A 22731-nucleotide genomic window follows, 5' to 3' on the forward strand; every position below is an offset into this window, starting at 1 on the left:
CATGACCACTCGTACCCGTATTCTCACCGGTATCACCACCACCGGCACGCCGCACCTGGGCAACTATGCCGGGGCTATTCGCCCTGCAATCGTGGCCAGCCTGGACAGTAATGCCGACTCGTTTTACTTCCTGGCTGACTACCATGCCCTGATCAAATGCGATGACCCGCAGCGCATTCAGCGCTCGCGTCAGGAAATCGCTGCGACCTGGCTGGCGGCAGGGCTGGATGTCGAGCGTGTGACCTTCTATCGCCAGTCAGATATCCCGGAAATCCCGGAGCTGACCTGGTTGCTGACCTGCGTAGCGTCCAAGGGCTTGCTCAACCGTGCTCACGCCTACAAGGCTTCGGTCGACAAGAACCTGGAAAACGGCGAGGACCCGGATGCGGGCATCACCATGGGGCTGTTCAGCTACCCGGTGCTGATGGCTGCAGACATCCTGATGTTCAACGCCAACAAGGTGCCGGTCGGTCGCGACCAGATCCAGCACGTTGAAATGGCCCGTGATATTGGCCAGCGCTTCAATCACCTGTTCGGCCATGGCAAAGATTTTTTCGCCATGCCGGAAGCGATAATTGAAGAAAGCGTTGCCACCTTGCCGGGTCTTGACGGGCGCAAGATGTCGAAAAGCTATGACAACACCATTCCGTTGTTCAGTAGCGCCAAAGACATGAAAAGCGCGATTTCGCGGATCGTCACCGACTCCCGTGCGCCGGGCGAAGCCAAGGATCCGGACAATTCGCACCTGTTCACTCTGTATCAAGCCTTCTCTACGCCTGAGCAGTGCGCAGAGTTCCGTGGCGAGTTGTTGCAGGGCCTGGGCTGGGGCGAAGCCAAAGAGCGTCTGTTCAAGCTGCTGGATGCCGACCTGGGCGAGTCCCGCGAGCGTTATCACGAACTGATGTCGCGCCCGTCCGATATGGAAGACATCCTTCTGGCCGGAGCCCAGAAAGCCCGCAAAACCGCGACCCCGTTTCTGGCGCAGTTGCGTGAAGCGGTTGGCCTGCGCTCGTTTGTCGGCGCTGCCCAGACGGCCACGACCAGCAAGAAGAAAGCCACCAAGGGCCCGCGCTTCGTCAGCTTCCGCGATGAAGACGGCAGCTTCCGTTTCCGCCTGCTGGCAGCCGATGGCGAGCAACTGCTGTTGTCGCGCAACTTTGCGGATGGCAAAACCGCAGGTCAGGTGAGCAAACAGCTGCAGGCGGGGGGCGTGCTTGATATTCGTCCTCAGGACCTGAGCTTCAGCGTCTGGGTGGATGACGGGTGCGTCGCCGACAGCCCGGCATTCGCCGATAGTGCGACCCGTGACGCGGCAATCGAAGCCTTGCGTGTGGCGCTGGTGCCTGCGCAGGATTAAAAAGTGCGGCGTTTCGACTCAGGGTTGATTGCCATTCCCAAGGGCCGTCGCTACAGTGGCGGCCCGTTTTTGTTGCCTTGCTAACGAATTATGACGCCTCTAGAACGATATCAAGCTGATCTGAAACGCCCGGACTTCTTCCACGATGCCGCGCAGGAAAACGCTGTGCGCCATCTGCAGCGTCTGTATGACGACCTGGTTGCCTCTTCGCAGAGCAAGCCAGGCCTGTTCGGCAAGCTGTTCGGCAAAAAAGAACAGGCTCCGGTCAAGGGGCTGTATTTCTGGGGCGGTGTGGGCCGGGGTAAAACTTACCTGGTCGATACGTTCTTTGATGCGCTGCCGTTCAAACAGAAGGTGCGTACCCACTTTCACCGTTTCATGAAGCGTGTGCATGAAGAAATGCGCACCCTCAATGGTGAAAAGAACCCGCTGACCATCATCGCCAGGCGGTTCGCCGATGAAGCGCGGGTGATCTGCTTTGACGAGTTTTTTGTATCGGACATTACCGATGCCATGATCCTCGGCACCCTGATGGAAGAGTTGTTCAAAAATGGCGTGACCCTGGTCGCGACCTCGAACATCGTGCCGGACGGTCTGTACAAGGACGGTCTGCAGCGGGCGCGCTTCCTGCCGGCGATTGCGCTGATCAAGCAGAACACCGATATCGTCAACGTCGACAGCGGCGTCGATTATCGTCTGCGCCACCTGGAGCAGGCCGAGCTTTACCATTTCCCGCTGGATGAGGCTTCCGAGAAGTGCCTGCGCGAGAGTTTTAAAGCGTTGACGCATAACTCTTCCAAGGTGATCGAGAATGACGATCTGGTGATCGAGAACCGGACCATTCGCGCGCTGCGTACCTGTGATGATGTGGCCTGGTTTGATTTCCGCGAGCTGTGCGATGGCCCGCGTAGCCAGAACGATTACATCGAACTGGGCAAGATTTTCAATGCGGTGATCATCAGCGGTGTGGAGCAGATGGACGTCAAGACTGACGACATCGCGCGACGCTTTATCAACATGGTCGATGAGTTCTATGACCGGGGCGTAAAGCTGATCATCTCGGCTGAAGTCGAGCTTAAAGATCTGTACAAGGGCGGGCGCCTGAACTTCGAGTTCCAGCGCACCCTGAGCCGCCTGCTTGAGATGCAGTCCCATGAATACCTGACGCGGGCGCACAAGCCATAGTCGAGCGCTGTATCAAAAAAGGCCTGCATTGCAGGCCTTTTTTATATCTCGCGATCCATGCAGGAGTCGGACTCGCTGCCACAGAGCGCCTGGTTGAAGGTCAGGCGGCCTGCTGGAACTGCTGGCGGTATTGATTGGGCGACAGTTCGGTGTGCTGCCTGAACAGCCGTGCAAAGAAGCTGGCGTCGTCGTAACCCACGTCGTAGCTTATGGTCTTGATGCTCTTGCGGGAGGCCGAGAGCAGGCCCTTGGCGGTCTCTATGCGCAGGCGTTGCAGGTAGTGCAAGGGTTTGTCGCCTGTTGCCATCTGAAAGCGGCGCATAAAGTTGCGGATGCTCATGCCGTGTTCACGGGCTACGTCTTCAAAGCGGAACTTGTCCGCAAAATGCTCTTCGAGCCAGTGCTGGATTTGCAGGATTATCACGTCCTGATGCAGCTTTTGCCCGCCAAAACCGATACGCCCGGGGGTGTAGTTGCGCTGCACTTCGTAGAGGATGTCGCGGGCCACGGCCTGGGCGATGTTGGCGCCGCAGAAGCGCTCGATCAGATAAATATAGAGGTCGCAGGCAGAGGTCGGGCCGCCGGTGCAGTAGAGGTTGTCGGCATCGGTCAGGTGTTTGTCCTGGTTCAGGTGCACCCGTGGGAAACGTTCGGCGAAGGTGCTGAAAAAACGCCAGTAGGTGGTGGCTTCCTTGCCGTCCAGCAGCCCGGCTTCGGCCAGCCAGAACGCGCCATTGGCTTCTGCGCAGAGAACGGCACCGCGGGCATGTTGTGCGCGTAGCCAGGGCAGGATCTGCGGGTAGCGTTGGCACAGAGTGTCAAAGTCGTCCCAGAAGGCCGGGAGGATGATGATGTCAGTGTCTTCCAGTGCGCCATCGACCGGCAGTACCACGTCGCTGAAGCTGGTGACAGGTTTGCCGTCGGGACTGACCAGTCGGGTTTCGAAGCTGGCGTTGAGGCCCTGGCCCAGTTGTTTGCCATGGCGCAGGCTGGCGAGGTGAAAGAAATCCTTGGCTTGCATCAGGGTCGAGGCAAATACCCGATCGATGGCCAAAATGCTGACGCGCCGCAGGGGCGTGGAGAGATGGTTAGACATGATTTGATTATTCTTATAGGTGAAATTGGTCAACTTACGGCTGGATCGTCTTATTTTTTATCCTGTATGTCTAGGGGGAAGGGGTAGAGGCCAATTCCGTAGCAGCCAAAGGCTGCTACGGAAGCGGGACAGCTAGGGTGCCGGGTTCGGCTGGTCCCTGTGGATGGCTTCAATGCCGGCGAGCACTTCATCCGACAGTTTCAGGTCGAAGCTGCCAATGTTGCTGGCAAGTTGCTCCATCGTCGTCGCGCCGATGATGTTGCTGGTGACGAAGGGCTGTTGCGTGACATAGGCCAGCGCCATTTGCGCCGGGTCCAGGCCGTGTTCGCGAGCCAGGGCCACGTAACGTTCGCTGGCAGCCACTGCCTGCGGGTTTGAATAGCGCGAGAAGCGGCTGTAGAGGGTCAGGCGGCCTTTTGCAGGTTGGGCGCCGCCGTTGTACTTGCCAGAGAGCATGCCGAACGCCAGGGGCGAATAGGCGAGCAGGCCGCATTGTTCGCGAATGGCAATTTCAGCCAGGCCGACTTCAAAACTGCGGTTAAGCAGGTTGTAGGGGTTCTGGATCGAAACGGCGCGCGGCCAGCCACGGCTTTCAGCCAGTTGCAGGAATTTCATGGTGGCCCAGGGTGTTTCGTTGGACAGGCCGATATGGCGAATTTTGCCGGCCCTGACTTGTTCGTCCAGGGCTTCGAGGGTTTCTTCGAGGGGGGTAAAGTCTTCATCGGCGTTGTGCTTGTAGCCCAGTTGCCCGAAAAAGTTGGTACTGCGCTCTGGCCAGTGCAGCTGGTAGAGGTCGATCCAGTCGGTTTGCAGGCGTTCAAGGCTGGCATCCAGTGCCTGGACGATATGATTGCGGTTGTGTTTGAGCTGGCCGTCGCGAATGTAGTCGATGCCATTGCCGGGGCCGGCGATCTTGCTGGCCAGGATCCAGTCGGCCCGATCACCCCGGCTTTTGAACCAGTTGCCGATGTAACGCTCGGTGCTGGCGTAGGTTTCTGCTTTGGGTGGCACCGGATACATTTCGGCGGTGTCGATGAAATTGATCCCGGCGTTTTTCGCGTAATCGATTTGTGCGAAGGCTTCATCCTGGGTGTTTTGCTCGCCCCAGGTCATGGTTCCGAGGGCAATGGCGCTGACTTGCAGATTGGTGCGGCCTAGCTGGCGATAGTCCATCAGTGACTCCTTCGGGTAAAGAATCATAAAAGCAGGTTGTATTTTTTTTCGCAATCTGGATAATTGCCGACCTCTTTCTGCGGTGGAAGTGATGCGCCGCCTGCCGAAGAATCTTGCCGTTGAACGGACGCGCTGACCCGAGCCCCCGATAGCGTCTGTATCCGGCTGCCTTTGACTTGTCAAAGTACGCACTATTCAGTAAGATCCGCCGTCTAATTTACAGGGCGGCCCCTGAGGCTATAAAGAATGAAAACTTTTACTGCTAAACCGGAAACAGTTACGCGCGACTGGTTTGTCGTCGACGCTGCTGGCCAGACACTGGGTCGTCTGGCCACCGAAATCGCGAGCCGTCTGCGTGGCAAGCACAAGCCTGAATACACTCCGCACGTTGACACCGGTGACTACATCGTTGTTATCAATGCCGAGCAGATTCGTGTCACTGGTGCTAAAACCACTGACAAAATGTACTACTCTCACTCCGGTTTCCCGGGCGGGATTAAGTCGATCAACTTCGAAAAGCTGATCGCCAAAGCTCCTGAACGCGTGATCGAGACCGCGGTTAAAGGCATGCTGCCTAAAAACCCGCTGGGTCGCGACATGTACCGTAAGCTGAAAGTATATGCGGGCGCTGCTCACCCTCATACTGCTCAGCAGCCCCAAGAACTGAAGTTTTAACGGAATAGTTCATTATGTCGGCGACTCAAAACTACGGCACTGGCCGTCGTAAAACCGCAACTGCACGCGTTTTCCTGCGTCCAGGTACCGGTAACATCTCGATCAACAACCGCACTCTGGAGAATTTCTTCGGTCGCGAAACTGCCCGCATGGTAGTTCGTCAGCCGTTGGAACTGACTGAGACTGTCGAGAAATTCGATATCTACGTCACCGTGATCGGTGGTGGTGTAAGTGGTCAGGCTGGCGCAATCCGCCACGGTATCACTCGCGCACTGATGCAGTACGACGAAACTCTGCGTGGCGCTCTGCGCAAAGCAGGCTTCGTAACTCGCGATGCTCGTGAAGTTGAACGTAAGAAAGTCGGTCTGCGTAAAGCGCGTAAGCGTCCGCAGTACTCGAAGCGTTAATTCGCAGCTTCGTTCAAAAAAGCCCAGTCTCCTTAGGAGCTGGGCTTTTTTTATGGGTGATGAATTGTTGGTGTGACAACTTGCCACATTCAGCAAATGCCTATACTACAAGGCCTGTAGCCGACCCAGAGCGGTAATTACCTTGTCAGAGTAGGGGCTTTTCATTACCATTCTGCAAAATTTTTATAAGTTCAGATTTTTACTTAGTAGATGCCTGATTTAACAGGCCACAAAGCTGATGGGAGAGGACTGAATGAGCAATGACGGCGTAAATGTCGGCCGGCGTCGCTTCCTCGTAGCAGCCACATCCGTGGTGGGTGCTGCAGGAGCGGTGGGGGCGGCGGTCCCGTTCGTGGGGTCGTGGTTTCCCAGTGCCAAGGCGAAAGCCGCAGGCGCACCGGTGAAAGTGAATATTGCAAAGATTGAGCCAGGGCAGCAGATGATTGCTGAATGGCGTGGTCAGCCAGTATTCATTGTCCGCCGCACTGAGGAGATCCTGGCAAATCTCAAGAAGATTGAAGGGCAGCTCGCTGATCCCGAATCCAATCAATCCGATCAACCTGAAAACTCAAAAAACGAGTGGCGATCCATCAAGCCAGAAGTTTTGGTGTTGATCGGAATTTGCACTCACTTGGGTTGTTCGCCGACTTTCCGCCCCGAGGTCGCTCCTGCTGACCTGGGCAAGGATTGGGTAGGGGGGTATTTCTGCCCTTGCCATGGTTCCCACTATGACCTGGCCGGCCGCGTCTACAAGTCGCAACCTGCTCCATTGAACCTGCCAGTACCGCCTTACTACTATGTTGAGGGCAGTGACAATGTGATTGTCGTTGGCCTTGAAGGGGAGAGCGCGTAATGAGCAAGTTCATGGACTGGATTGATGCCCGCTTCCCCGCGACTAAAATGTGGGAAGACCATCTCAGCAAGTACTACGCCCCGAAGAACTTCAACTTCTTCTATTTCTTCGGTTCTCTCGCATTGCTCGTTCTGGTTAATCAGATTGTCACCGGTGTGTGGCTGACGATGAGCTACACGCCGTCGGCAGAAGAAGCTTTTGCTTCTGTCGAATACATCATGCGTGACGTCGAATACGGTTCCATCCTGCGCTATCTGCACTCAACGGGTGCGTCGGCGTTCTTTGTGGTGGTCTACCTGCACATGTTCCGTGGCCTGCTCTACGGCTCCTATCAGAAGCCGCGGGAACTGGTCTGGCTGTTCGGTATGATGATCTATCTGGCCCTGATGGCAGAGGCCTTCATGGGCTATCTGTTGCCTTGGGGGCAGATGTCCTACTGGGGTGCCCAGGTGATCATCTCGCTGTTCGGTGCGATTCCGGTTATCGGTAACGACCTGACACAGTGGATTCGCGGTGACTACCTGATCTCCGGCATTACCCTGAACCGCTTCTTTGCCTTGCACGTTGTGGCCTTGCCTATCGTGATTCTGGGGCTGGTGGTGCTGCACGTTCTGGCCTTGCATGAAGTCGGCTCGAACAACCCTGACGGCGTGGACATCAAAAAGCATAAAGACGAAAACGGCGTACCGCTGGATGGCATTCCCTTCCATCCGTACTACACCGTGAAAGATATCGTCGGCGTAGTGGTGTTCCTGTTTATCTTCTGTTCGATTGTGTTCTTCTTCCCGGAAATGGGTGGCTACTTCCTGGAAAAACCGAACTTTGAACAGGCTAACGCCTTTAAAACGCCGGAGCACATTGCGCCTGTCTGGTACTTCACGCCGTTCTACGCGATCTTGCGTGCAATCCCGGACAAGTTGCTTGGCGTCATCGCCATGGGGGCTGCTATTGCCATGCTGTTCGTATTGCCATGGCTTGACCGTAGCCCGGTCAAATCCATGCGCTACAAGGGCTGGCTGAGCAAAATCTGGCTCTGGGTGTTTTGCATCTCGTTCGTGATTCTGGGCGTGCTGGGTGTATTGGCGCCGACCCCGGGTCGTACGTTGCTGTCGCAGGTCTGTACGTTCCTGTACTTCGCCTACTTCATTCTGATGCCGTTCTACACCAGGCTTGAGAAGACCAAACCGGTTCCGGAAAGGGTGACTGGCTGATGAAAAAGCTATTTGCTGTATTGATGCTTGCGGTGATGCCTGTGCTGTCCTTTGCGGCGGAGCAGGGCGTTCAGCTCGACAAGGTCGACATCGATGTTTCTGACAAGGCAGCCATGCAGGACGGCGCACGTACGTTCGCCAACTACTGCATGGGTTGTCACAGTGCCAAGTTCCAGCGTTACGAGCGTGTAGCCGATGACCTGGGGATTCCCCATGAGCTCATGCTCGAGAATCTGGTGTTCACCGGGGCCAAAATCGGCGACCACATGAACATCGGCATGCAGCCGGAAGACGCCAAGGCCTGGTTCGGTGCTGCACCGCCAGACTTGACCCTGGTGGCGCGTGTGCGTGGTACTGACTGGCTGTATAGCTACCTGCGGTCTTTCTATGAAGACCCGTCACGGCCATGGGGTGTAAACAACAAAGTCTTCCCGAATGTGGGGATGCCGAACGTTCTGGCACCGTTGCAAGGTCGTCAGGTGGTAGGCTGCAAGCAAGTTCAGATCGTCGAAGACGGCAAGAAGCAGTATGATCCGCTCACTGGCACGCCTTTGACACATGAAGCATGCGACCAGCTGACAGTTTTGCCTAAAACCGGCACGCTGACTGAAGAGCAGTTCGATGAGAAGATCAAGAACCTTGTGACCTTCCTGGCCTATTCGGCCAACCCGGTGAAGCTGGAGCATCAGCGCATCGGTACCTACGTACTGCTCTATCTGGCCTTCTTCTTCGTATTCGCTTATCTGCTCAAGCGCGAATACTGGAAAGATGTGCACTGATATCGTTACACGCATCGCTGTTAATCGTGCGCGCCCGAGGGTGTCTCTGAAAAGGTAACAGTGCAGGATGAGTGGCGGGCAAGGTCGCAAGGCCTTGCCCGCCCGGGTTCTGCGGTTGCCGGAGACGTTCCTTGGGCGCGTTCGTTTTTCCGCTCCTGATAATTTCAACAAGCGAGGAGGACCGCCATGGGCGTGACCAATCGGTTGGCCTGTTACTCCGACCCCGCCGACCACTATTCCCATCGAGTACGTATCGTGCTCGCCGAGAAAGGTGTCAGCGCCGAGATCATCAGTGTGGAGGCGGGCCGTCAGCCGCCGAAGCTGATCGAAGTGAACCCCTACGGCAGCCTGCCAACCCTGGTCGATCGTGACCTGGCGTTGTGGGAGTCGACTGTGGTGATGGAATATCTGGATGAGCGTTATCCGCATCCGCCGCTGTTGCCGGTTTATCCGGTGGCGCGGGCCAATAGCCGTCTGCTGATTCATCGCATCCAGCGCGACTGGTGTGTGCTGGTGGACCTGATTCTCGATTCGCGTACCAAGGAGTCGGCTCGGGTCCAGGCGCGTAAAGAGCTGCGTGAGAGTCTGACAGGCGTGTCTGCATTGTTTGCAGACAAACCTTTTTTCCTCAGTACAGAGCTAAGTCTGGTCGACTGCTGTCTATTGCCGATACTCTGGCGCTTGCCCATTTTGGGTATTGAATTGCCGCGGCCGGCCAAGCCGCTGCTTGACTATATGGAGCGCCAGTTTGCGCGTGAGACCTTCCGGGCAAGTTTGTCTGGTGTCGAACGCGACATGCGCTAAGGCTTTAGGAGCCCTTGATGAATTCAAGTCGACCTTATCTGGTGCGTGCGCTCTATGAGTGGATTGTTGATAACGATTGCACTCCGCACATGCTGGTTAACTCTGACTACCCGAAGGTGCAAGTGCCCCAGGGTTTTGCCAGTGACGGGCAGATTGTCCTGAATGTTTCGCCAACCGCCGTGCGTCAATTGCACATGGACAACGAAGCAGTGAGCTTTGAAGGGCGTTTTGGTGGTGTGCCGCACACGTTGTACGTGCCTATTGCGGCCATTCTGGGGGTTTACGCCCGTGAGAATGGTCAGGGTATGGTGTTTGACCTGGAAGAGCCTATGGACGGTGATGACGAGGTTGAGCCGGATGACGATGGGCCGCCGCCAGGTACTGAGCCGCCAAGACCTACGGGTCGGCCTAGCCTGAAAGTGGTCAAGTAACAAAAAAAGGCGACCTGCAAGGGTCGCCTTTTTTGTGTCCGGGCTGCAGGAGCGAGCTTGTCAGTCGATGTACTCAAACAGCTTCACGATTTTCTGTACGCCGGAAACACTTTGCACCAGATTGGTTGCGCGGGTGGCTTCCTGTTTGGTCACCAGGCCCAGCATGTAGACAATGCCGTTCTCGGTAACGATTTTGATCCGTGAGCCCGGGATCTGGCTGTCGGTCAGCATCTGGGTCTTGATCTTGGTGGTCAGCCAGGCGTCGTTGTTGCGGGCGAGGATCGAGGACGGAGCCATGACCTGCAACTCATTGTTGACCTTCTTCACCCGTTGAACCGCGGCGGCAGCCTGCTCGGCCTGGGCCTTGAGCTCGGCGCGGGGAGTCTGGCCGGCCAGCAATACGATACCGTTGTAGCTGGTGACGACGATATGCGAGCCGGTGTCCAGGTCAGGGCTGGCTTTGGCCACGTTCACGGCGACCTTGGTTTCAATCAGCGAGTCATCGATCTTGCTGCCGAAAGTGCGGGTGCCGCGATCATCTTCAATAGGCGTATCGCGGGTAGCTGTCAGCACCGAGCTGCAGCCGGCAGTCAGGCCCAGGCACAGAGTCAGTGCCACAAGGCTAAGGCGTTTAAAGGTCATTCTTCACTCCCGAACAGTTGGCTGTCGATCAGGTCGCACAAGCAGTGGATCGCCAGCAGATGGACTTCTTGAATACGTGCAGTGACATTGGACGGGACGCGAATCTCCACGTCCTCAGGCAGCAGCAGCGAGGCCATGCCGCCGCCGTCGCGGCCGGTCATGGCAACCACGATCATTTCGCGGTCGTGGGCCGCCTGGATTGCCTGGATGATGTTGGCCGAGTTGCCGCTGGTGGAAATGGCCAGCAATACATCCCCGGGCTGGCCAAGGGCGCGGATCTGCTTGGAGAAAATCTCGTTGAAGCTGTAGTCATTGGCGATCGAGGTGATCGTCGAGGTGTCGGTGGTGAGTGCAATGGCGGGCAAGCTGGGGCGCTCGCGCTCAAAGCGATTGAGCAGCTCGGATGAAAAGTGCTGGGCATCGCCTGCCGAGCCACCGTTACCGCACGAAAGCATTTTTCCTTCATTGAGCAAGGCATTGACCATCACTTGGCTGGCTTGCTCGATGTGGGGTGCAAGAACGTCCATCGCCTGCTGCTTGGTGTCGATGCTGGCCTGAAAAAGCTGGCGAATCCGGGATTGCATGTCCATCTATGTGACCTTAAGTAGGGCGGCTGGTCGAGCGTGATCCAGGTGTTCCTGGGTGACTTCCCGGCACAAGAATGTGCAGCCCGCAAAGCAAAGCAAAATCGTTTAATAAAAGGGTGCTGGAATCGGCCTGACAGCGGGTCAGCTGTCAAAGGCATTCCGTAGCCAGTTCAAGTGAGGTGTTGCGCTGTCCATTGTTACGACATCAAAGCGGCAGGGATGATTGGCCCAGCGCGACTCGCGTTGCAAAAAGTACTGAGCTGCAAGTATCAGCTTTTGCTGCTTGCGTGCGTCAATGCTGGCCAGTGCGCCACCCCATTGCGCGTGTTGCCGGTAACGAACTTCGACGAATACTACTGTATCGCCGTCAAGCATGACCAGATCCAGCTCGCCGCGCTTGCAAAGCCAGTTCTGTGCCAGCAAGCGTAAACCCTGTTGCTCAAGATGCCGCAGCGCCAGGCGCTCGGCATCCTTGCCTGTTTGCAGGCTTGAGCGGTCGGGCATCAGTTGGGAGTATCGGGCAGACGTTGAATCTGGCCGTTAACGAACTCGGCCCACGGCAGCTGACGCTCGACATGTTGTGTCGGGCTCATGCTGAGGCTGCCCGACAAGCCGTCGATCCGGCTGTCTGGCAGAGCCTTGAGCTGGCCCAGGCGCGATGCCAGGGTGTAAGCGTCAACGCCCATGGCGTACAGGCGGCCCATGCTGCTTGAAGCCTGTGGCCATTGTGCAGCCACTTGCTGGCGTAGCGGGTTGCCGGGCTCCAGCAGCCATGGGGTCTCGCAGAAGCGCACGCCATTCATGTCTTTGTACTGGTCCTGATTGCCGCTGGCACTGAAGACGTGGGACGTGGCGTAAACCGGCAGATCGCCTGCGTATTGGTAGTTCAGGGTCGGCTTGATCTGCTGGGCTTGCTGGGGCGTGGCGGCGAGGAACAGGAACTGCAGCGGCTCGGCGGCGTTTTTACGCAGTTGCACCAGATCGCCGACCTGCTGGGCCAGGGCTACGGGTTTGTCGATGTACTCGATACCCACGATGGAGCCGCCGTGGGCGACCCATTCCTGACGGAATGCATTGAGTACGCGCTCGCCCCATTCGCCTTTCGGAACCATGGCGCCGGCGTGGGTCAGGCCGTCGGCGCGTGCGCGGCGAGCCACTTCACGGGCTTCGTCTTCAGCGGCGAGGCCAAACTGAAACAGTTGGGCCGGGCCATGTGCGCTTTCGCTGTAATTGAGGGCCAGTGTAGTGATGGGCAGCTGCGGGCGAGCACTCAGCTGCTTGACCAGTGATTTCTCCAGCGGGCCGATCACCAGTTGCACGCCATCGGCTTGTGCCTTGTTGTAGAAGTCGTCCAGGGATACCAGGCGCGAGCTGTCATAAAACTGGATGCTTGGCGGGTTTTGCCCGGCCTGCTGAGCTTGATAGTGAGCAGCCATGAAGCCGTCGCGCAATGCCTTGCTCACAGAGGCCAGCTGGCCGTCCTGAGGCAGTAGCAGGGCGATTTTGGTCAAAGGCTGGCTGGCCAGCTCCTTGAGTTTGATCAGTGGAGCGGGTAGCTGGATGGCAGCGGGGTGATTCGGGTTTTGCGCACGCCATTGGTCTATGGCGTTTTGCTGGTCCTGAACGGTGCCGGCGCTCTTCACGGCCAGGGCCAGGGACATCCATCCGCCCAGAACATCGTTGCTTTGTGCCTGCAGTTGCTCCACTGGCAATGCGGCAACCAATGTCCAGATGGCGTCATTGTTGCTGTTGGCAGCATCGCCGGTCAGGATCGGGCTCATCGCTACACGTTCGCGTGCTGCGGCCAGTGTTTGCCCGTCTGCTTCAAGGGCACGGGCGTGCACGGTATGGGTGCGTACTTGCAAATCGTTCGGTAGCTCGCCGATGCGCGACACGCTTGGATGATTCAGGGCGGCCACGGCAGCCTTGGGATCATTGCGCTTCATTGCCAGTTCGGCTGTCAGCGTGCTGGCAAAGACTTGCTGTGCTGGCTTGAGCTGATCCAGCGGGACCTGGGCCAAAATCTGCGCGGCGCGCTGATCATTGTTCTGGCCCATGGCCAGATCAGCCGCGGACAGGCGCAGCAAGGCGGCCTTCTCCGGATTTTTGGTTTCGGAGGCCTGCTGCAGCAACTGCTCAAGGCTGGCATCCGGGGTTCGGGGGAGTTCGCCAAGGCTGGACGAGGGCGAGCTGGCGCAAGCCGCCAACAGGGCAGCAAGGCAGAGGGCAGTGAACAGCCGCAGGCAAGCGATCATGTAGTGTTCCTGTTACTCGAACAAAAGAGCGGGAATTGTACCCAAGCACTGGCCGGGGCGCGATGTTACAGGCGATAAAGCCTGAATTTAGATGAGTTCTGCGGGTTGTGGCGGTGAAATTTTTGCGAATAAGCACTCTGCAGTCTGACTGGAAGGTGCGTTCAGGAGGGGTCTACGCGCTACAATGGCGCCTTTAACTCTCATGAGGTGTGCGTTTTGACTGCTCCAGGTGCTATGAATTCCGTTGTCGGGTCGCTTTATGTGGTGGCGACGCCCATCGGGAACCTGGACGACATCAGTGCGCGTGCGCTCAAAGTGCTGCGTGACGTGTCGCTGATTGCGGCCGAAGACACGCGTCACTCCCTGCGTTTGATGCAGCATTTTGGCATCACCACTCCCCTGGGTGCCTGTCACGAACATAACGAACGTGATGAGGGTAGTCGCTTTATTCAGCGCTTGCTGGCTGGCGAAGATGTCGCCCTGATCTCCGATGCCGGGACGCCGTTGATCTCCGATCCGGGGTATCACCTGGTACGCCAGGCACGCGCGGCCGGGGTCAAGGTGGTGCCTGTGCCGGGTGCCTGCGCCCTGATTGCGGCGTTGTCAGCTGCGGGCTTGCCTTCCGACCGATTTATCTTCGAGGGATTTCTTCCGGCTAAGGCTGTTGGGCGCCGTACGCGCCTTGAGTTGCTGAAGGAAGAGCCGCGCACTCTGATTTTTTACGAGGCACCACATCGTATCCTTGAGTGCCTGCAAGATCTGGAGCTGGTATTTGGTCCGGACCGCCCGGCCTTGCTGGCGCGGGAACTGACCAAGACCTTCGAAACCCTCAAGGGTTTGCCATTGTCCGAGTTGCGCGCCTTTGTCGAGGGCGACAGTAACCAGCAGCGTGGCGAGTGCGTGGTGCTGGTTGCAGGGTGGACTGCGCCTGAAACAGACGAAGCAGTCAGCAGTGAAGCGATGCGCATTCTCGACTTGCTGCTAAAAGAAATGCCGCTAAAACGCGCGGCCGCACTTGCAGCTGAAATAACCGGCGAGCGAAAGAATGTGTTGTATCAAGTGGCGCTGGAAAAACAAAAAGTTGATTAAGGCCTCTGTTTAAGTAGTGGCCTTTTGCTATTTCTTTGTTGTCCGGGCTGACAGGCAAAGGCTTTGCGCAGGGTGAATGAAACTGCCATCTGGCTTTTAACGCTTGTTCTATACGCTCTGTACAGTTAATCTTCGCGCCGGAGAGTCGATTGGACAGTCGCTGCCCTCTATGAAAATTAGGGGGGGGAGGAAAGTCCGGGCTCCATAGGGCGAAGTGCCAGGTAATGCCTGGGAGGCGTGAGCCTACGGAAAGTGCCACAGAAAATAACCGCCTAAGCGCTTCGGCGCCGGTAAGGGTGAAAAGGTGCGGTAAGAGCGCACCGCACGACTGGCAACAGTTCGTGGCTAGGTAAACCCCACTTGGAGCAAGACCAAATAGGGTTCCAAGGCGTGGCCCGCGCTGGAACCGGGTAGGTTGCTAAAGATGTCCAGTGATGGCCATCGTAGACGAATGACTGTTCACGACAGAACCCGGCTTACAGATCGACTCTCCACCTTTTTTCTTCTGCTTGCGCTGCAGGCAGATTGCCACAAGAAACAAGCGCTCCATCTCCCCCGATGTATTCGCAAGAAAATCTGCCGAGTAATGCCAAAAAGTTCTTACTCTTAACAAACTACTTTAAGTTTGAAGTCCAGGGCTTTGAGTTTGTTGCACTTCGCGAGTCAAAAAATCCCTCCGGTTATTGCTGCACGTCTGTTTACCCTCCTAAATCTCAGTTATGTAAGGATTTTCCTTCGGGCCGCTCCTTGACGGTGTGGTGGGCGCATTCCTATAGTGTGCGCAAGTGGCGAAAAGTGGCATAAAGTGGGTTTTTTAGACGTAAAACGCTAATTTTGGGAGTGACGCCTCGTGTTTCGCGGAGCTAACGCAATCAGTCTCGATGCCAAGGGCCGTCTCGCAATGCCGAGCCGGTACCGTGACGAGTTGATTTCGAGAAGTTCCGGGCAACTGATCGTGACCATTGATGCGGTAGATCCCTGCTTGTGTGTGTACCCCCTCGACGAGTGGGAGCTGATTGAAACCAAGCTTCGGGCGTTGCCTTCGTTGCGTGAAGAGAACCGCCGTTTGCAACGTCTGTTGATTGGTAACGCCGTCGACCTAGAGCTCGATGGCAGTGGTCGTTTTCTGGTGCCACCGCGTTTGCGTGAATATGCCAGGTTGGATAAGCGCGCGATGTTGGTAGGCCAGTTAAACAAGTTTCAACTGTGGGACGAGGATGCCTGGGAAGCTGTTTCTGCCGCTGACCTTGCAGCCATTCAACAACCGGGCGCGATGCCTGAAGAACTGCGTGATTTAATCCTGTGACTATAGATAGCGACTTCAACCACATCACCGTACTGCTCGACGAAGCCGTAGAGGCTCTCGCCGTACGTCCTGATGGATGCTATCTGGATGGCACCTTCGGTCGCGGCGGACATAGCCGCCTGATACTCCAGAAGCTTGGCCCTGAGGGCCGTTTGCTCGGGTTTGATAAAGATCCCCAGGCGATTGCCACCGGGCAAGCGCTAGCGGCCGAAGACGGCCGCTTTGTCATTGTGCAACGCAGCTTTGCCGAGATGGGCTCCGAGATCGCCGCCCGCGGCCTGGCCGGAAAGGTCAGCGGTGTTCTCCTCGATCTGGGGGTTTCTTCGCCACAGCTCGACGATCCTGAGCGCGGCTTCAGTTTCATGAACGACGGCCCGCTGGACATGCGCATGAACCCGGATGAAGGGATCAGCGCGGCTGAGTTTGTAAACACCGCATCCCAGGACGAAATTGCCCGCGTATTCAAAGAATATGGCGAAGAGCGTTTTTCCGGGCGTATGGCCCGCGCGGTGGTTGAGCGCCGGGCAATTACCCCGTTTGAACGCACGGGCGATCTGGCTGAAGTGCTGAAAGTGGCCAACCCGGCCTGGGAAAAGGGCAAGCACCCTGCAACCCGCACCTTCCAGGGCCTGCGCATCCACGTCAATAACGAGCTGGGTGATCTCAAGGCCGGCCTCGAAGCGGCACTTGAATCCCTGGAAGTCGGCGGTCGCCTGGTGGTGATCAGCTTCCACTCCCTGGAAGACCGCATCGTCAAATTGTTCATGCGTGACCTGGTCAAAGGTGAACCCGACAACCTGCCCCGCGGCCTGCCGGTTCAGCACACCAGTTTCGATCCCATTATAAAAATCCATGGCAAGGCCCAGTTCGCATCTGAAGCGGAGCTCAAAGCCAATCCGCGCTCGCGCAGCGCTGTCATGCGCGTCGCGGAGAAGCTTCGTTGAACAAGCTCTTCGCCAAACCACTTCCCGGCGGAAGTTTTTTCATGCTGCTGCTGTTTATTGCCGTATTGGTTTCGGCAGTGGGCGTTTCCTATAGCGCCCACTGGAACCGCCAGCTGCTCAACACCCTGTACGGGGAGCTGAGTGTGCGTGACAAGGCCCAGGCCGAGTGGGGGCGTCTGATCCTCGAACAAAGCACCTGGACCGCCCATAGCCGTATCGAAACCCTGGCCAGCGAACAACTGAAAATGCGCATCCCGGGCGCAGCAGAAGTTCGGATGGTGGCGCCATGATCAAACTCGAAGGCGCACTCTATCCGTGGCGTTTTCGTGTAGTGCTGGCATTGCTGGCACTGCTGGTAGGTGCGATTGCCTGTCAAATTGTCTACCTGCAGGTGATCGACCATGACTTCCTCAAGGGGCAGGGCGATGCCCGCAGTCTGCGGCACATCCAGATCCCGGCACACCGCGGCCTGATTACTGACCGTAATGGCGAGCCGCTGGCCGTCAGTACCCCGGTGACCACGTTGTGGGCCAACGCCAAGGAAATGCAGGTGGCCAAGGATCGCTGGCCGGCCCTGGCCCACGCGCTTGGGCAAGATCCCAAGGTGCTGACGGCGCGTCTTGAACAGCAAGCCAATAAAGAATTCATCTATCTGGTCCGCGGCTTGACACCCGAGCAGGGCCAGCTGGTGCTCGACCTTAAAGTGCCGGGTGTATATGGCATCGAAGAGTTCCGTCGTTTTTACCCGGCGGGTGAAGTGACTGCGCACATGGTCGGCTTTACCGATATCGACGATAAAGGCCGCGAAGGTGTTGAGCTGGCCTATGACGAGTGGCTGGCCGGCGTGCCGGGCAAGCGACAGGTAATCAAGGATCGGCGCGGTCGTCTGATCAAAGACATTCAGGTTACAAAAAACGCCAAGGCAGGGAAGACCTTGGCGTTATCGATTGACCTGCGCCTGCAGTATCTGGCCAACCGCGAACTGCGCAATGCGCTGGTCGAAAACGGTGCCAAGGCCGGCAGCCTGGTAATTATGGATGTGAAGACCGGCGAGATTCTGGCCATGGTCAACCAGCCGACCTACAACCCGAACAACCGTCGCAACCTGCAGCCGGCGATGATGCGTAACCGCGCCATGATCGACGTGTTCGAGCCGGGCTCAACGGTAAAGCCGATTTCGATGAGTGCTGCGCTGGAAACCGGACGCTGGAAACCCACCGATAAGGTCGAGGTGTATCCGGGCACGCTGCAACTGGGCAAATACACCATTCGCGACGTATCGCGCACTGAAGGCCCGATCCTTGATCTGACGGGCATTCTGATCAACTCCAGTAACGTCGGCATGAGTAAGGTTGCCTTCGATATCGGTGGTGAAGCGATTTTCCGCCAGATGGCGAAAATGGGTCTGGGTCAGGACACGGGCCTGGGCTTCCCGGGTGAGCGCGTCGGCAACCTGCCGAACTACCGCGAGTGGCGCAAGGCTGAAACCGCGACCCTGTCTTATGGCTACGGCGTTTCGGTGACGGCGATCCAGCTGGTACACGCATTTTCGGCGCTGGCCAACAACGGCAAGCTCGCCCCGCTGACCCTGCTCAAGGCCGACAAGCCGGCGCAGGCCGCGCAAGTCATGCCCGAGCAGGTCGCCAAGACTGTTCAGGGGATGCTCCAGGAAGTTATCGAGAACCCGCGCGGCGTCTGGCGGGCCAAGGTGCCGGCCTATCACGTGGGCGGCAAGTCCGGTACTGCGCGTAAAACATCCTCGGGTGGCGTCAAGGGTTATGCCGTCAACTCGTACCGCTCCCTGTTTGCCGGGTTTGGCCCGATGAGCGATCCGCGTTACGCAATCGTTGTGGTCATCGATGAGCCAAGCAAGGCGGGCTACTTCGGTGGTCTGGTTTCGGCTCCAGTATTCAGCAAAGTAATGTCCGGCACCCTGCGCCTGATGAACGTGACGCCGGATAACTTGCCGACGGCCGCGGAGCAACAAGCAGCCGCGACCGCTGCAGCAGCCAAAGGAGGGCGCGGCTAATGTCCCTGAGCCTGAACAAGATTTTCCCTCACGCAGGTCACGATCTGTTGATCCGTGAGCTGACCCTCGACAGCCGCAATGTGCGAGCCGGGGATCTGTTCCTCGCGGTACCGGGTGGCAAGCTCGATGGTCGTGAACATATCGCTGACGCCCTGCAACGTGGCGCAGCGGCCGTGGCCTATGAAGTAGAAGGCGCGGACGTATTGCCGATCACCGCCGTACCGCTGATCCCGGTCAAGGGGCTGGCGGCGCAACTGTCGTCTATCGCCGGGCGTTTTTATGGTGACCCGAGCCATCACGTGAACCTGGTGGGCGTTACCGGTACCAACGGCAAAACCAGCGTTACCCAGCTGGTTGCGCAAGCGCTGGACCTGCTGGGGCAGCATTGCGGCATTGTTGGCACCCTGGGCACGGGCTTTTATGGCGCACTGCAAAGCGGTCGCCATACCACCCCGGACCCGATTGCCGTACAGGCCATGCTGGCTGACCTGAAGAAAGCCGGTGCCAAGGCCGTGGCGATGGAAGTGTCGTCCCACGGGCTGGATCAAGGCCGGGTCAGTGCTCTGGCGTTTGATGTTGCCGTCCTGACCAACCTGTCCCGCGACCATCTGGATTATCACGGCACCATGCAGGCGTATGCCGAGGCCAAGGCCAAGCTGTTTGCCTGGCCTGACCTGGGTTGCCGCGTGCTTAACCTTGACGATGACTTCGGTCGCCAGCTGGCGGCAGAAAAACATGATTCGCGCCTGATCAGCTACAGCCTCGAAGACAGCAGCGCCTACCTTTACTGCCGCGAAGCGACCTTCGACGACGATGGCGTGCGCGCCACACTGGTCACGCCACAGGGCGAGCACCATTTGCGCAGCAGCCTGCTGGGTCGTTTCAACCTGAGCAACGTACTGGCTGCGGTCGGCGCCTTGCTCGGCCTGGACTACGCGCTGGATGAAATCCTCGCCGTGTTGCCAAAGCTTGAAGGCCCTGTGGGGCGCATGCAGCGTCTGGGCGGCGGCACCAGGCCGCTGGTAGTCGTTGATTACGCCCACACCCCGGATGCCCTGGAAAAAGTCTTGCTGGCCCTGCGTCCTCACGCCAAAGGCCAACTGCTGTGCCTGTTCGGTTGCGGCGGCGATCGCGATCGCGGCAAGCGCCCGTTGATGGCCGAAGTGGTTGAACGCTTGGCCGACGGGGTTTTGGTTACGGACGATAACCCCCGTTCGGAAGCACCTGGACAAATTTTCGACGACATCCGCGCAGGCTTTGTTACGCCCCAGAGCGTCACCTTCGTCGCCGGTCGCGGTGAGGCCATTGCCCGATTGATTGCAGGTGCCAACGCCGAAGACGTCATTGTGCTGGCCGGTAAAGGTCACGAGGACTATCAGGAAATCAATGGCGAGCGTCATGACTTCTCTGATCTGGTGCAAGCCGAGAAAGCCCTGAATGCCTGGGAGGCCGCCCATGCTTAAGCCTCTGTTGCTGAGCGAAGTTGCCGCTGCCCTGGGTGGTCGGCTGGTCGCTGCCGACAGCCTTTTCAACGGTGTCAGCATCGACAGCCGCGGGATCACCAAGGGCCAGCTGTTTATTGCCCTGACCGGCCCGCGTTTCGATGGCCATGATTATTTGAATGAAGTGGCGGCCAAAGGTGCGGTTGCGGCACTGGTCGAACGCGAAGTGCCCGAGTCGGCATTGCCGCAGCTGGTGGTCAAGAATGCCCGGGTGGCATTGGGTCAGCTGGGTGCGCTCAATCGTGCCGGCTACCACAAGCCGGTTGCCGCGATTACCGGTTCCAGTGGCAAAACCACAGTTAAAGAAATGCTCGCCTGCATCCTGCGCACCCGTGGTCCGGTGCTGGCGACCAAAGGCAACTTGAACAATGACCTGGGCGTGCCGCTGACGTTGCTCGAACTGACCCAGGAACACACGGCGGCAGTGATTGAGCTGGGTGCTTCGCGCCTGGGTGAAATTGCTTATACCGTCGGCATGACCAAGCCCCATGTTGCCGTGCTCAACAATGCCGGAACCGCCCATGTTGGCGAATTCGGCGGGCCGGAAAAAATCGTCGAGGCCAAGGGCGAAATTCTCGAAGGGCTGGACGCTGATGGCGTCGCGGTTCTGAACCTGGATGACAAGGCTTTTGGCATCTGGCAGGCCCGGGCTGCTGGCCGCAAGGTACTCAGCTTTGCCCTGACAAACCCAGAAGCAGACTTTTACGCCAGCAATCTGGCCCGCGATGCACGGGGTTGCCCCGGGTTCGATTTGCACTGCCCGTTGGGTGTTTCCCGCGTTCAGCTCAACCTGCTGGGTACGCATAACGTCGCCAATGCCCTGGCCGCAGCAGCTGCTGCCCATGCTCTGGGCATCTCGCTGTTTGGCATAACCAGCGGCTTGCAAGCCGTGCTTGCGGTCAAAGGTCGCGCAGTGGCGCAACTGACCGCTGGCGGCCTGCGAATTATTGATGACACTTACAACGCAAACCCCACCTCAATGTGCGCTGCCGTTGATATACTCGCCGCCTTTTCCGGCCGCACCGTCCTGGTGCTCGGAGATATTGGCGAGTTAGGTGAGTGGGCGGAGCAAGGACATCGTGAAGTAGGCGCTTATGCCGCCGACAAAGTTTCAGCGCTCTATGCGGTGGGACCCATGATGGCTCATGCCGTCACTGCATTTGGACACCATGCTCGTCACTTCGCCAATCAGGCTGACCTGATCCAGGCGCTTCGTGCTGAGCACGAAACAAACACCACTATTTTGATCAAGGGCTCGCGCAGCGCAGCGATGGAAAACGTCGTTGCGGCTTTGTGCGGTTCCAGCGGGGAGAAACATTAATGCTGCTGCTTCTAGCGGAGTATCTACAACAGTTCTACAAGGGCTTCGCAGTCTTCCAGTACCTGTCCCTGCGCGGGATTCTTGGGGTGCTCACCGCGTTGACCTTGTCCCTGTGCCTGGGGCCGTGGATGATCCGCACCCTGCAAAACCGTCAGATCGGCCAGTCGGTGCGTAACGATGGTCCGCAATCGCATTTGTCCAAGTCCGGTACGCCAACCATGGGCGGCGCGCTGATCCTGTCGGCGATCACCATCAGCACCCTGCTTTGGGCTGACCTGAGCAACCGCTATGTGTGGGTCGTGATGATTGTGACTCTGCTGTTCGGTGCAATTGGCTGGGTCGATGACTACCGCAAGGTGATCGAAAAAAACTCTCGCGGTCTTCCTAGCCGCTGGAAGTATTTCTGGCAGTCGGTGTTCGGTCTGGGCGCGGCGATCTTTCTATATATGACGGCACCCAGCGCAGTCGAAACCACGCTGATTCTGCCCATACTCAAAGACGCCAGCATTCCGCTGGGTATCGGCTTTGTGGTGCTGACCTACTTCGTGATCGTAGGCTCGAGCAACGCAGTCAACCTTACTGATGGCCTGGACGGTCTGGCGATCATGCCGACCGTTATGGTTGGTGGTGCCCTGGGTATCTTCTGCTACCTGTCGGGTAACGTGAAATTTGCCGACTACCTGTTGATCCCGTATGTCCCGGGCGCAGGCGAACTGATTGTGTTCTGCGGCGCACTGATCGGTGCCGGTCTCGGATTCCTGTGGTTCAACACCTACCCCGCACAAGTCTTCATGGGCGACGTTGGCGCACTGGCGCTGGGCGCAGCCCTGGGCACCATTGCCGTGATCGTGCGTCAGGAAATCGTGCTGTTCATCATGGGCGGTGTGTTCGTGATGGAAACCCTGTCTGTGGTGATCCAGGTAGCGTCTTTCAAGTTGACCGGCAAGCGGGTGTTCCGCATGGCGCCGATCCATCACCACTTTGAACTCAAGGGCTGGCCTGAGCCACGCGTGATTGTCCGTTTCTGGATCATCACCGTGATTCTGGTACTGGTCGGCCTTGCCACGCTGAAGCTGAGGTAGAAC

23 protein-coding genes and 1 other RNA gene are annotated in these 22731 nt (G+C 57.7%); 18 read left to right on the forward strand and 6 right to left on the reverse strand.

Features of this window, described 5'->3' with window-relative positions; translation table 11 throughout:
- The first annotated feature begins 1 nt into the window (after position 1).
- Entirely contained in the window at positions 2-1357 is a 1356-nt protein-coding gene (locus B195_RS04005) for a tryptophan--tRNA ligase (protein ID WP_003443699.1), read from the forward strand.
- A gap of 90 nt (positions 1358-1447) precedes the next feature.
- Positions 1448-2542, forward strand: coding sequence for a cell division protein ZapE (gene zapE / locus B195_RS04010; protein WP_003443696.1), 1095 nt, complete (start codon positions 1448-1450; stop codon positions 2540-2542).
- A gap of 100 nt (positions 2543-2642) precedes the next feature.
- Here zapE and B195_RS04015 read toward each other — a convergent pair whose 3' ends face one another.
- Both B195_RS04015 and B195_RS04020 read right to left on the reverse strand, forming a co-directional pair.
- Positions 2643-3563, reverse strand: a complete 921-nt coding sequence (locus tag B195_RS04015) for a GlxA family transcriptional regulator (RefSeq protein WP_177412996.1) — start codon at positions 3561-3563, stop codon at positions 2643-2645.
- A 207-nt stretch (positions 3564-3770) separates the two neighbouring features.
- A complete protein-coding gene (locus B195_RS04020) occupies positions 3771-4811 on the reverse strand; it encodes an NADP(H)-dependent aldo-keto reductase (protein ID WP_003443685.1) in 1041 nt (346 codons plus the stop codon).
- A 246-nt stretch (positions 4812-5057) separates the two neighbouring features.
- Between B195_RS04020 and rplM the strand changes: the two genes are divergently transcribed.
- The 7 genes from rplM to B195_RS04055 all read left to right on the forward strand — a co-directional run bounded on the left by rplM (position 5058) and on the right by B195_RS04055 (position 9971).
- Complete coding sequence (gene rplM, locus B195_RS04025; RefSeq protein WP_003443674.1) at positions 5058-5486, forward strand: 50S ribosomal protein L13; 429 nt, start codon at positions 5058-5060, stop codon at positions 5484-5486.
- Between the two features lie 14 nt (positions 5487-5500).
- Entirely contained in the window at positions 5501-5893 is a 393-nt protein-coding gene (gene rpsI, locus B195_RS04030) for a 30S ribosomal protein S9 (protein ID WP_003216038.1), read from the forward strand.
- A 253-nt stretch (positions 5894-6146) separates the two neighbouring features.
- Positions 6147-6746 (forward strand): ubiquinol-cytochrome c reductase iron-sulfur subunit, encoded by a 600-nt coding sequence (gene petA / locus B195_RS04035; protein ID WP_003443673.1) that lies wholly within the window; start codon positions 6147-6149, stop codon positions 6744-6746.
- Positions 6746-7957: a cytochrome bc complex cytochrome b subunit gene (locus tag B195_RS04040; RefSeq protein WP_003443672.1), complete on the forward strand. Its 1212-nt coding sequence runs from the start codon at positions 6746-6748 to the stop codon at positions 7955-7957. The genes petA and B195_RS04040 overlap by 1 nt, the downstream gene beginning before the upstream one ends.
- On the forward strand, positions 7957-8736 hold the full coding sequence (locus B195_RS04045; RefSeq protein ID WP_003443669.1) for a cytochrome c1: 780 nt from the start codon (positions 7957-7959) through the stop codon (positions 8734-8736). Before B195_RS04040 ends, B195_RS04045 begins: the two co-directional genes overlap by 1 nt.
- Positions 8737-8922: 186 nt before the next feature.
- Positions 8923-9540 (forward strand): glutathione S-transferase N-terminal domain-containing protein, encoded by a 618-nt coding sequence (locus tag B195_RS04050; RefSeq protein WP_003443665.1) that lies wholly within the window; start codon positions 8923-8925, stop codon positions 9538-9540.
- 17 nt (positions 9541-9557) lie between these two features.
- Positions 9558-9971 carry a ClpXP protease specificity-enhancing factor gene (locus B195_RS04055; RefSeq protein WP_003443662.1) on the forward strand — a complete coding sequence of 138 codons (414 nt, stop codon included), beginning with the start codon at positions 9558-9560 and terminating at the stop codon, positions 9969-9971.
- A gap of 60 nt (positions 9972-10031) precedes the next feature.
- On the opposite strand, the gene B195_RS04060 is transcribed toward B195_RS04055, so the two are convergent.
- The 4 genes from B195_RS04060 to B195_RS04075 form a co-directional block, all read right to left on the reverse strand.
- Complete coding sequence (locus tag B195_RS04060) at positions 10032-10613, reverse strand: BON domain-containing protein (protein ID WP_003443659.1); 582 nt, start codon at positions 10611-10613, stop codon at positions 10032-10034.
- Positions 10610-11203, reverse strand: coding sequence for a phosphoheptose isomerase (locus tag B195_RS04065; protein ID WP_029612203.1), 594 nt, complete (start codon positions 11201-11203; stop codon positions 10610-10612). The genes B195_RS04060 and B195_RS04065 overlap by 4 nt, the downstream gene beginning before the upstream one ends.
- A gap of 138 nt (positions 11204-11341) precedes the next feature.
- The gene (locus B195_RS04070; protein WP_003443657.1) at positions 11342-11704 is read right to left on the reverse strand and encodes a YraN family protein; all 363 of its coding nucleotides are present in this window, start codon (positions 11702-11704) and stop codon (positions 11342-11344) included.
- Positions 11704-13455, reverse strand: a complete 1752-nt coding sequence (locus B195_RS04075) for a penicillin-binding protein activator (RefSeq protein WP_003443655.1) — start codon at positions 13453-13455, stop codon at positions 11704-11706. Before B195_RS04075 ends, B195_RS04070 begins: the two co-directional genes overlap by 1 nt.
- A gap of 234 nt (positions 13456-13689) precedes the next feature.
- Between B195_RS04075 and rsmI the strand changes: the two genes are divergently transcribed.
- From rsmI to mraY, 9 genes are all read left to right on the forward strand, one after another.
- A complete protein-coding gene (gene rsmI, locus B195_RS04080; RefSeq protein WP_003443648.1) occupies positions 13690-14544 on the forward strand; it encodes a 16S rRNA (cytidine(1402)-2'-O)-methyltransferase in 855 nt (284 codons plus the stop codon).
- A gap of 141 nt (positions 14545-14685) precedes the next feature.
- Positions 14686-15039, forward strand: an RNA gene (gene rnpB / locus B195_RS04085) — RNase P RNA component class A.
- Between the two features lie 355 nt (positions 15040-15394).
- Entirely contained in the window at positions 15395-15850 is a 456-nt protein-coding gene (gene mraZ, locus B195_RS04090) for a division/cell wall cluster transcriptional repressor MraZ (protein ID WP_003443645.1), read from the forward strand.
- Complete coding sequence (rsmH, locus tag B195_RS04095; RefSeq protein WP_003443642.1) at positions 15847-16794, forward strand: 16S rRNA (cytosine(1402)-N(4))-methyltransferase RsmH; 948 nt, start codon at positions 15847-15849, stop codon at positions 16792-16794. Before mraZ ends, rsmH begins: the two co-directional genes overlap by 4 nt.
- A complete protein-coding gene (gene ftsL, locus B195_RS04100; protein ID WP_003443637.1) occupies positions 16791-17084 on the forward strand; it encodes a cell division protein FtsL in 294 nt (97 codons plus the stop codon). Before rsmH ends, ftsL begins: the two co-directional genes overlap by 4 nt.
- Positions 17081-18823: a penicillin-binding protein 2 gene (locus B195_RS04105; RefSeq protein WP_003443632.1), complete on the forward strand. Its 1743-nt coding sequence runs from the start codon at positions 17081-17083 to the stop codon at positions 18821-18823. The genes ftsL and B195_RS04105 overlap by 4 nt, the downstream gene beginning before the upstream one ends.
- A complete protein-coding gene (locus B195_RS04110; protein ID WP_003443629.1) occupies positions 18823-20286 on the forward strand; it encodes a UDP-N-acetylmuramoyl-L-alanyl-D-glutamate--2,6-diaminopimelate ligase in 1464 nt (487 codons plus the stop codon). Before B195_RS04105 ends, B195_RS04110 begins: the two co-directional genes overlap by 1 nt.
- On the forward strand, positions 20279-21646 hold the full coding sequence (gene murF, locus B195_RS04115) for a UDP-N-acetylmuramoyl-tripeptide--D-alanyl-D-alanine ligase (protein ID WP_003443626.1): 1368 nt from the start codon (positions 20279-20281) through the stop codon (positions 21644-21646). The genes B195_RS04110 and murF overlap by 8 nt, the downstream gene beginning before the upstream one ends.
- Entirely contained in the window at positions 21646-22728 is a 1083-nt protein-coding gene (gene mraY, locus B195_RS04120; protein WP_003443623.1) for a phospho-N-acetylmuramoyl-pentapeptide-transferase, read from the forward strand. Before murF ends, mraY begins: the two co-directional genes overlap by 1 nt.
- The last annotated feature ends 3 nt before the right edge of the window (positions 22729-22731 follow it).

It is taken from the genome of Pseudomonas sp. Lz4W (assembly GCF_000346225.2).
GTDB classification, from domain to species: Bacteria; Pseudomonadota; Gammaproteobacteria; order Pseudomonadales; family Pseudomonadaceae; genus Aquipseudomonas; species Aquipseudomonas paraversuta.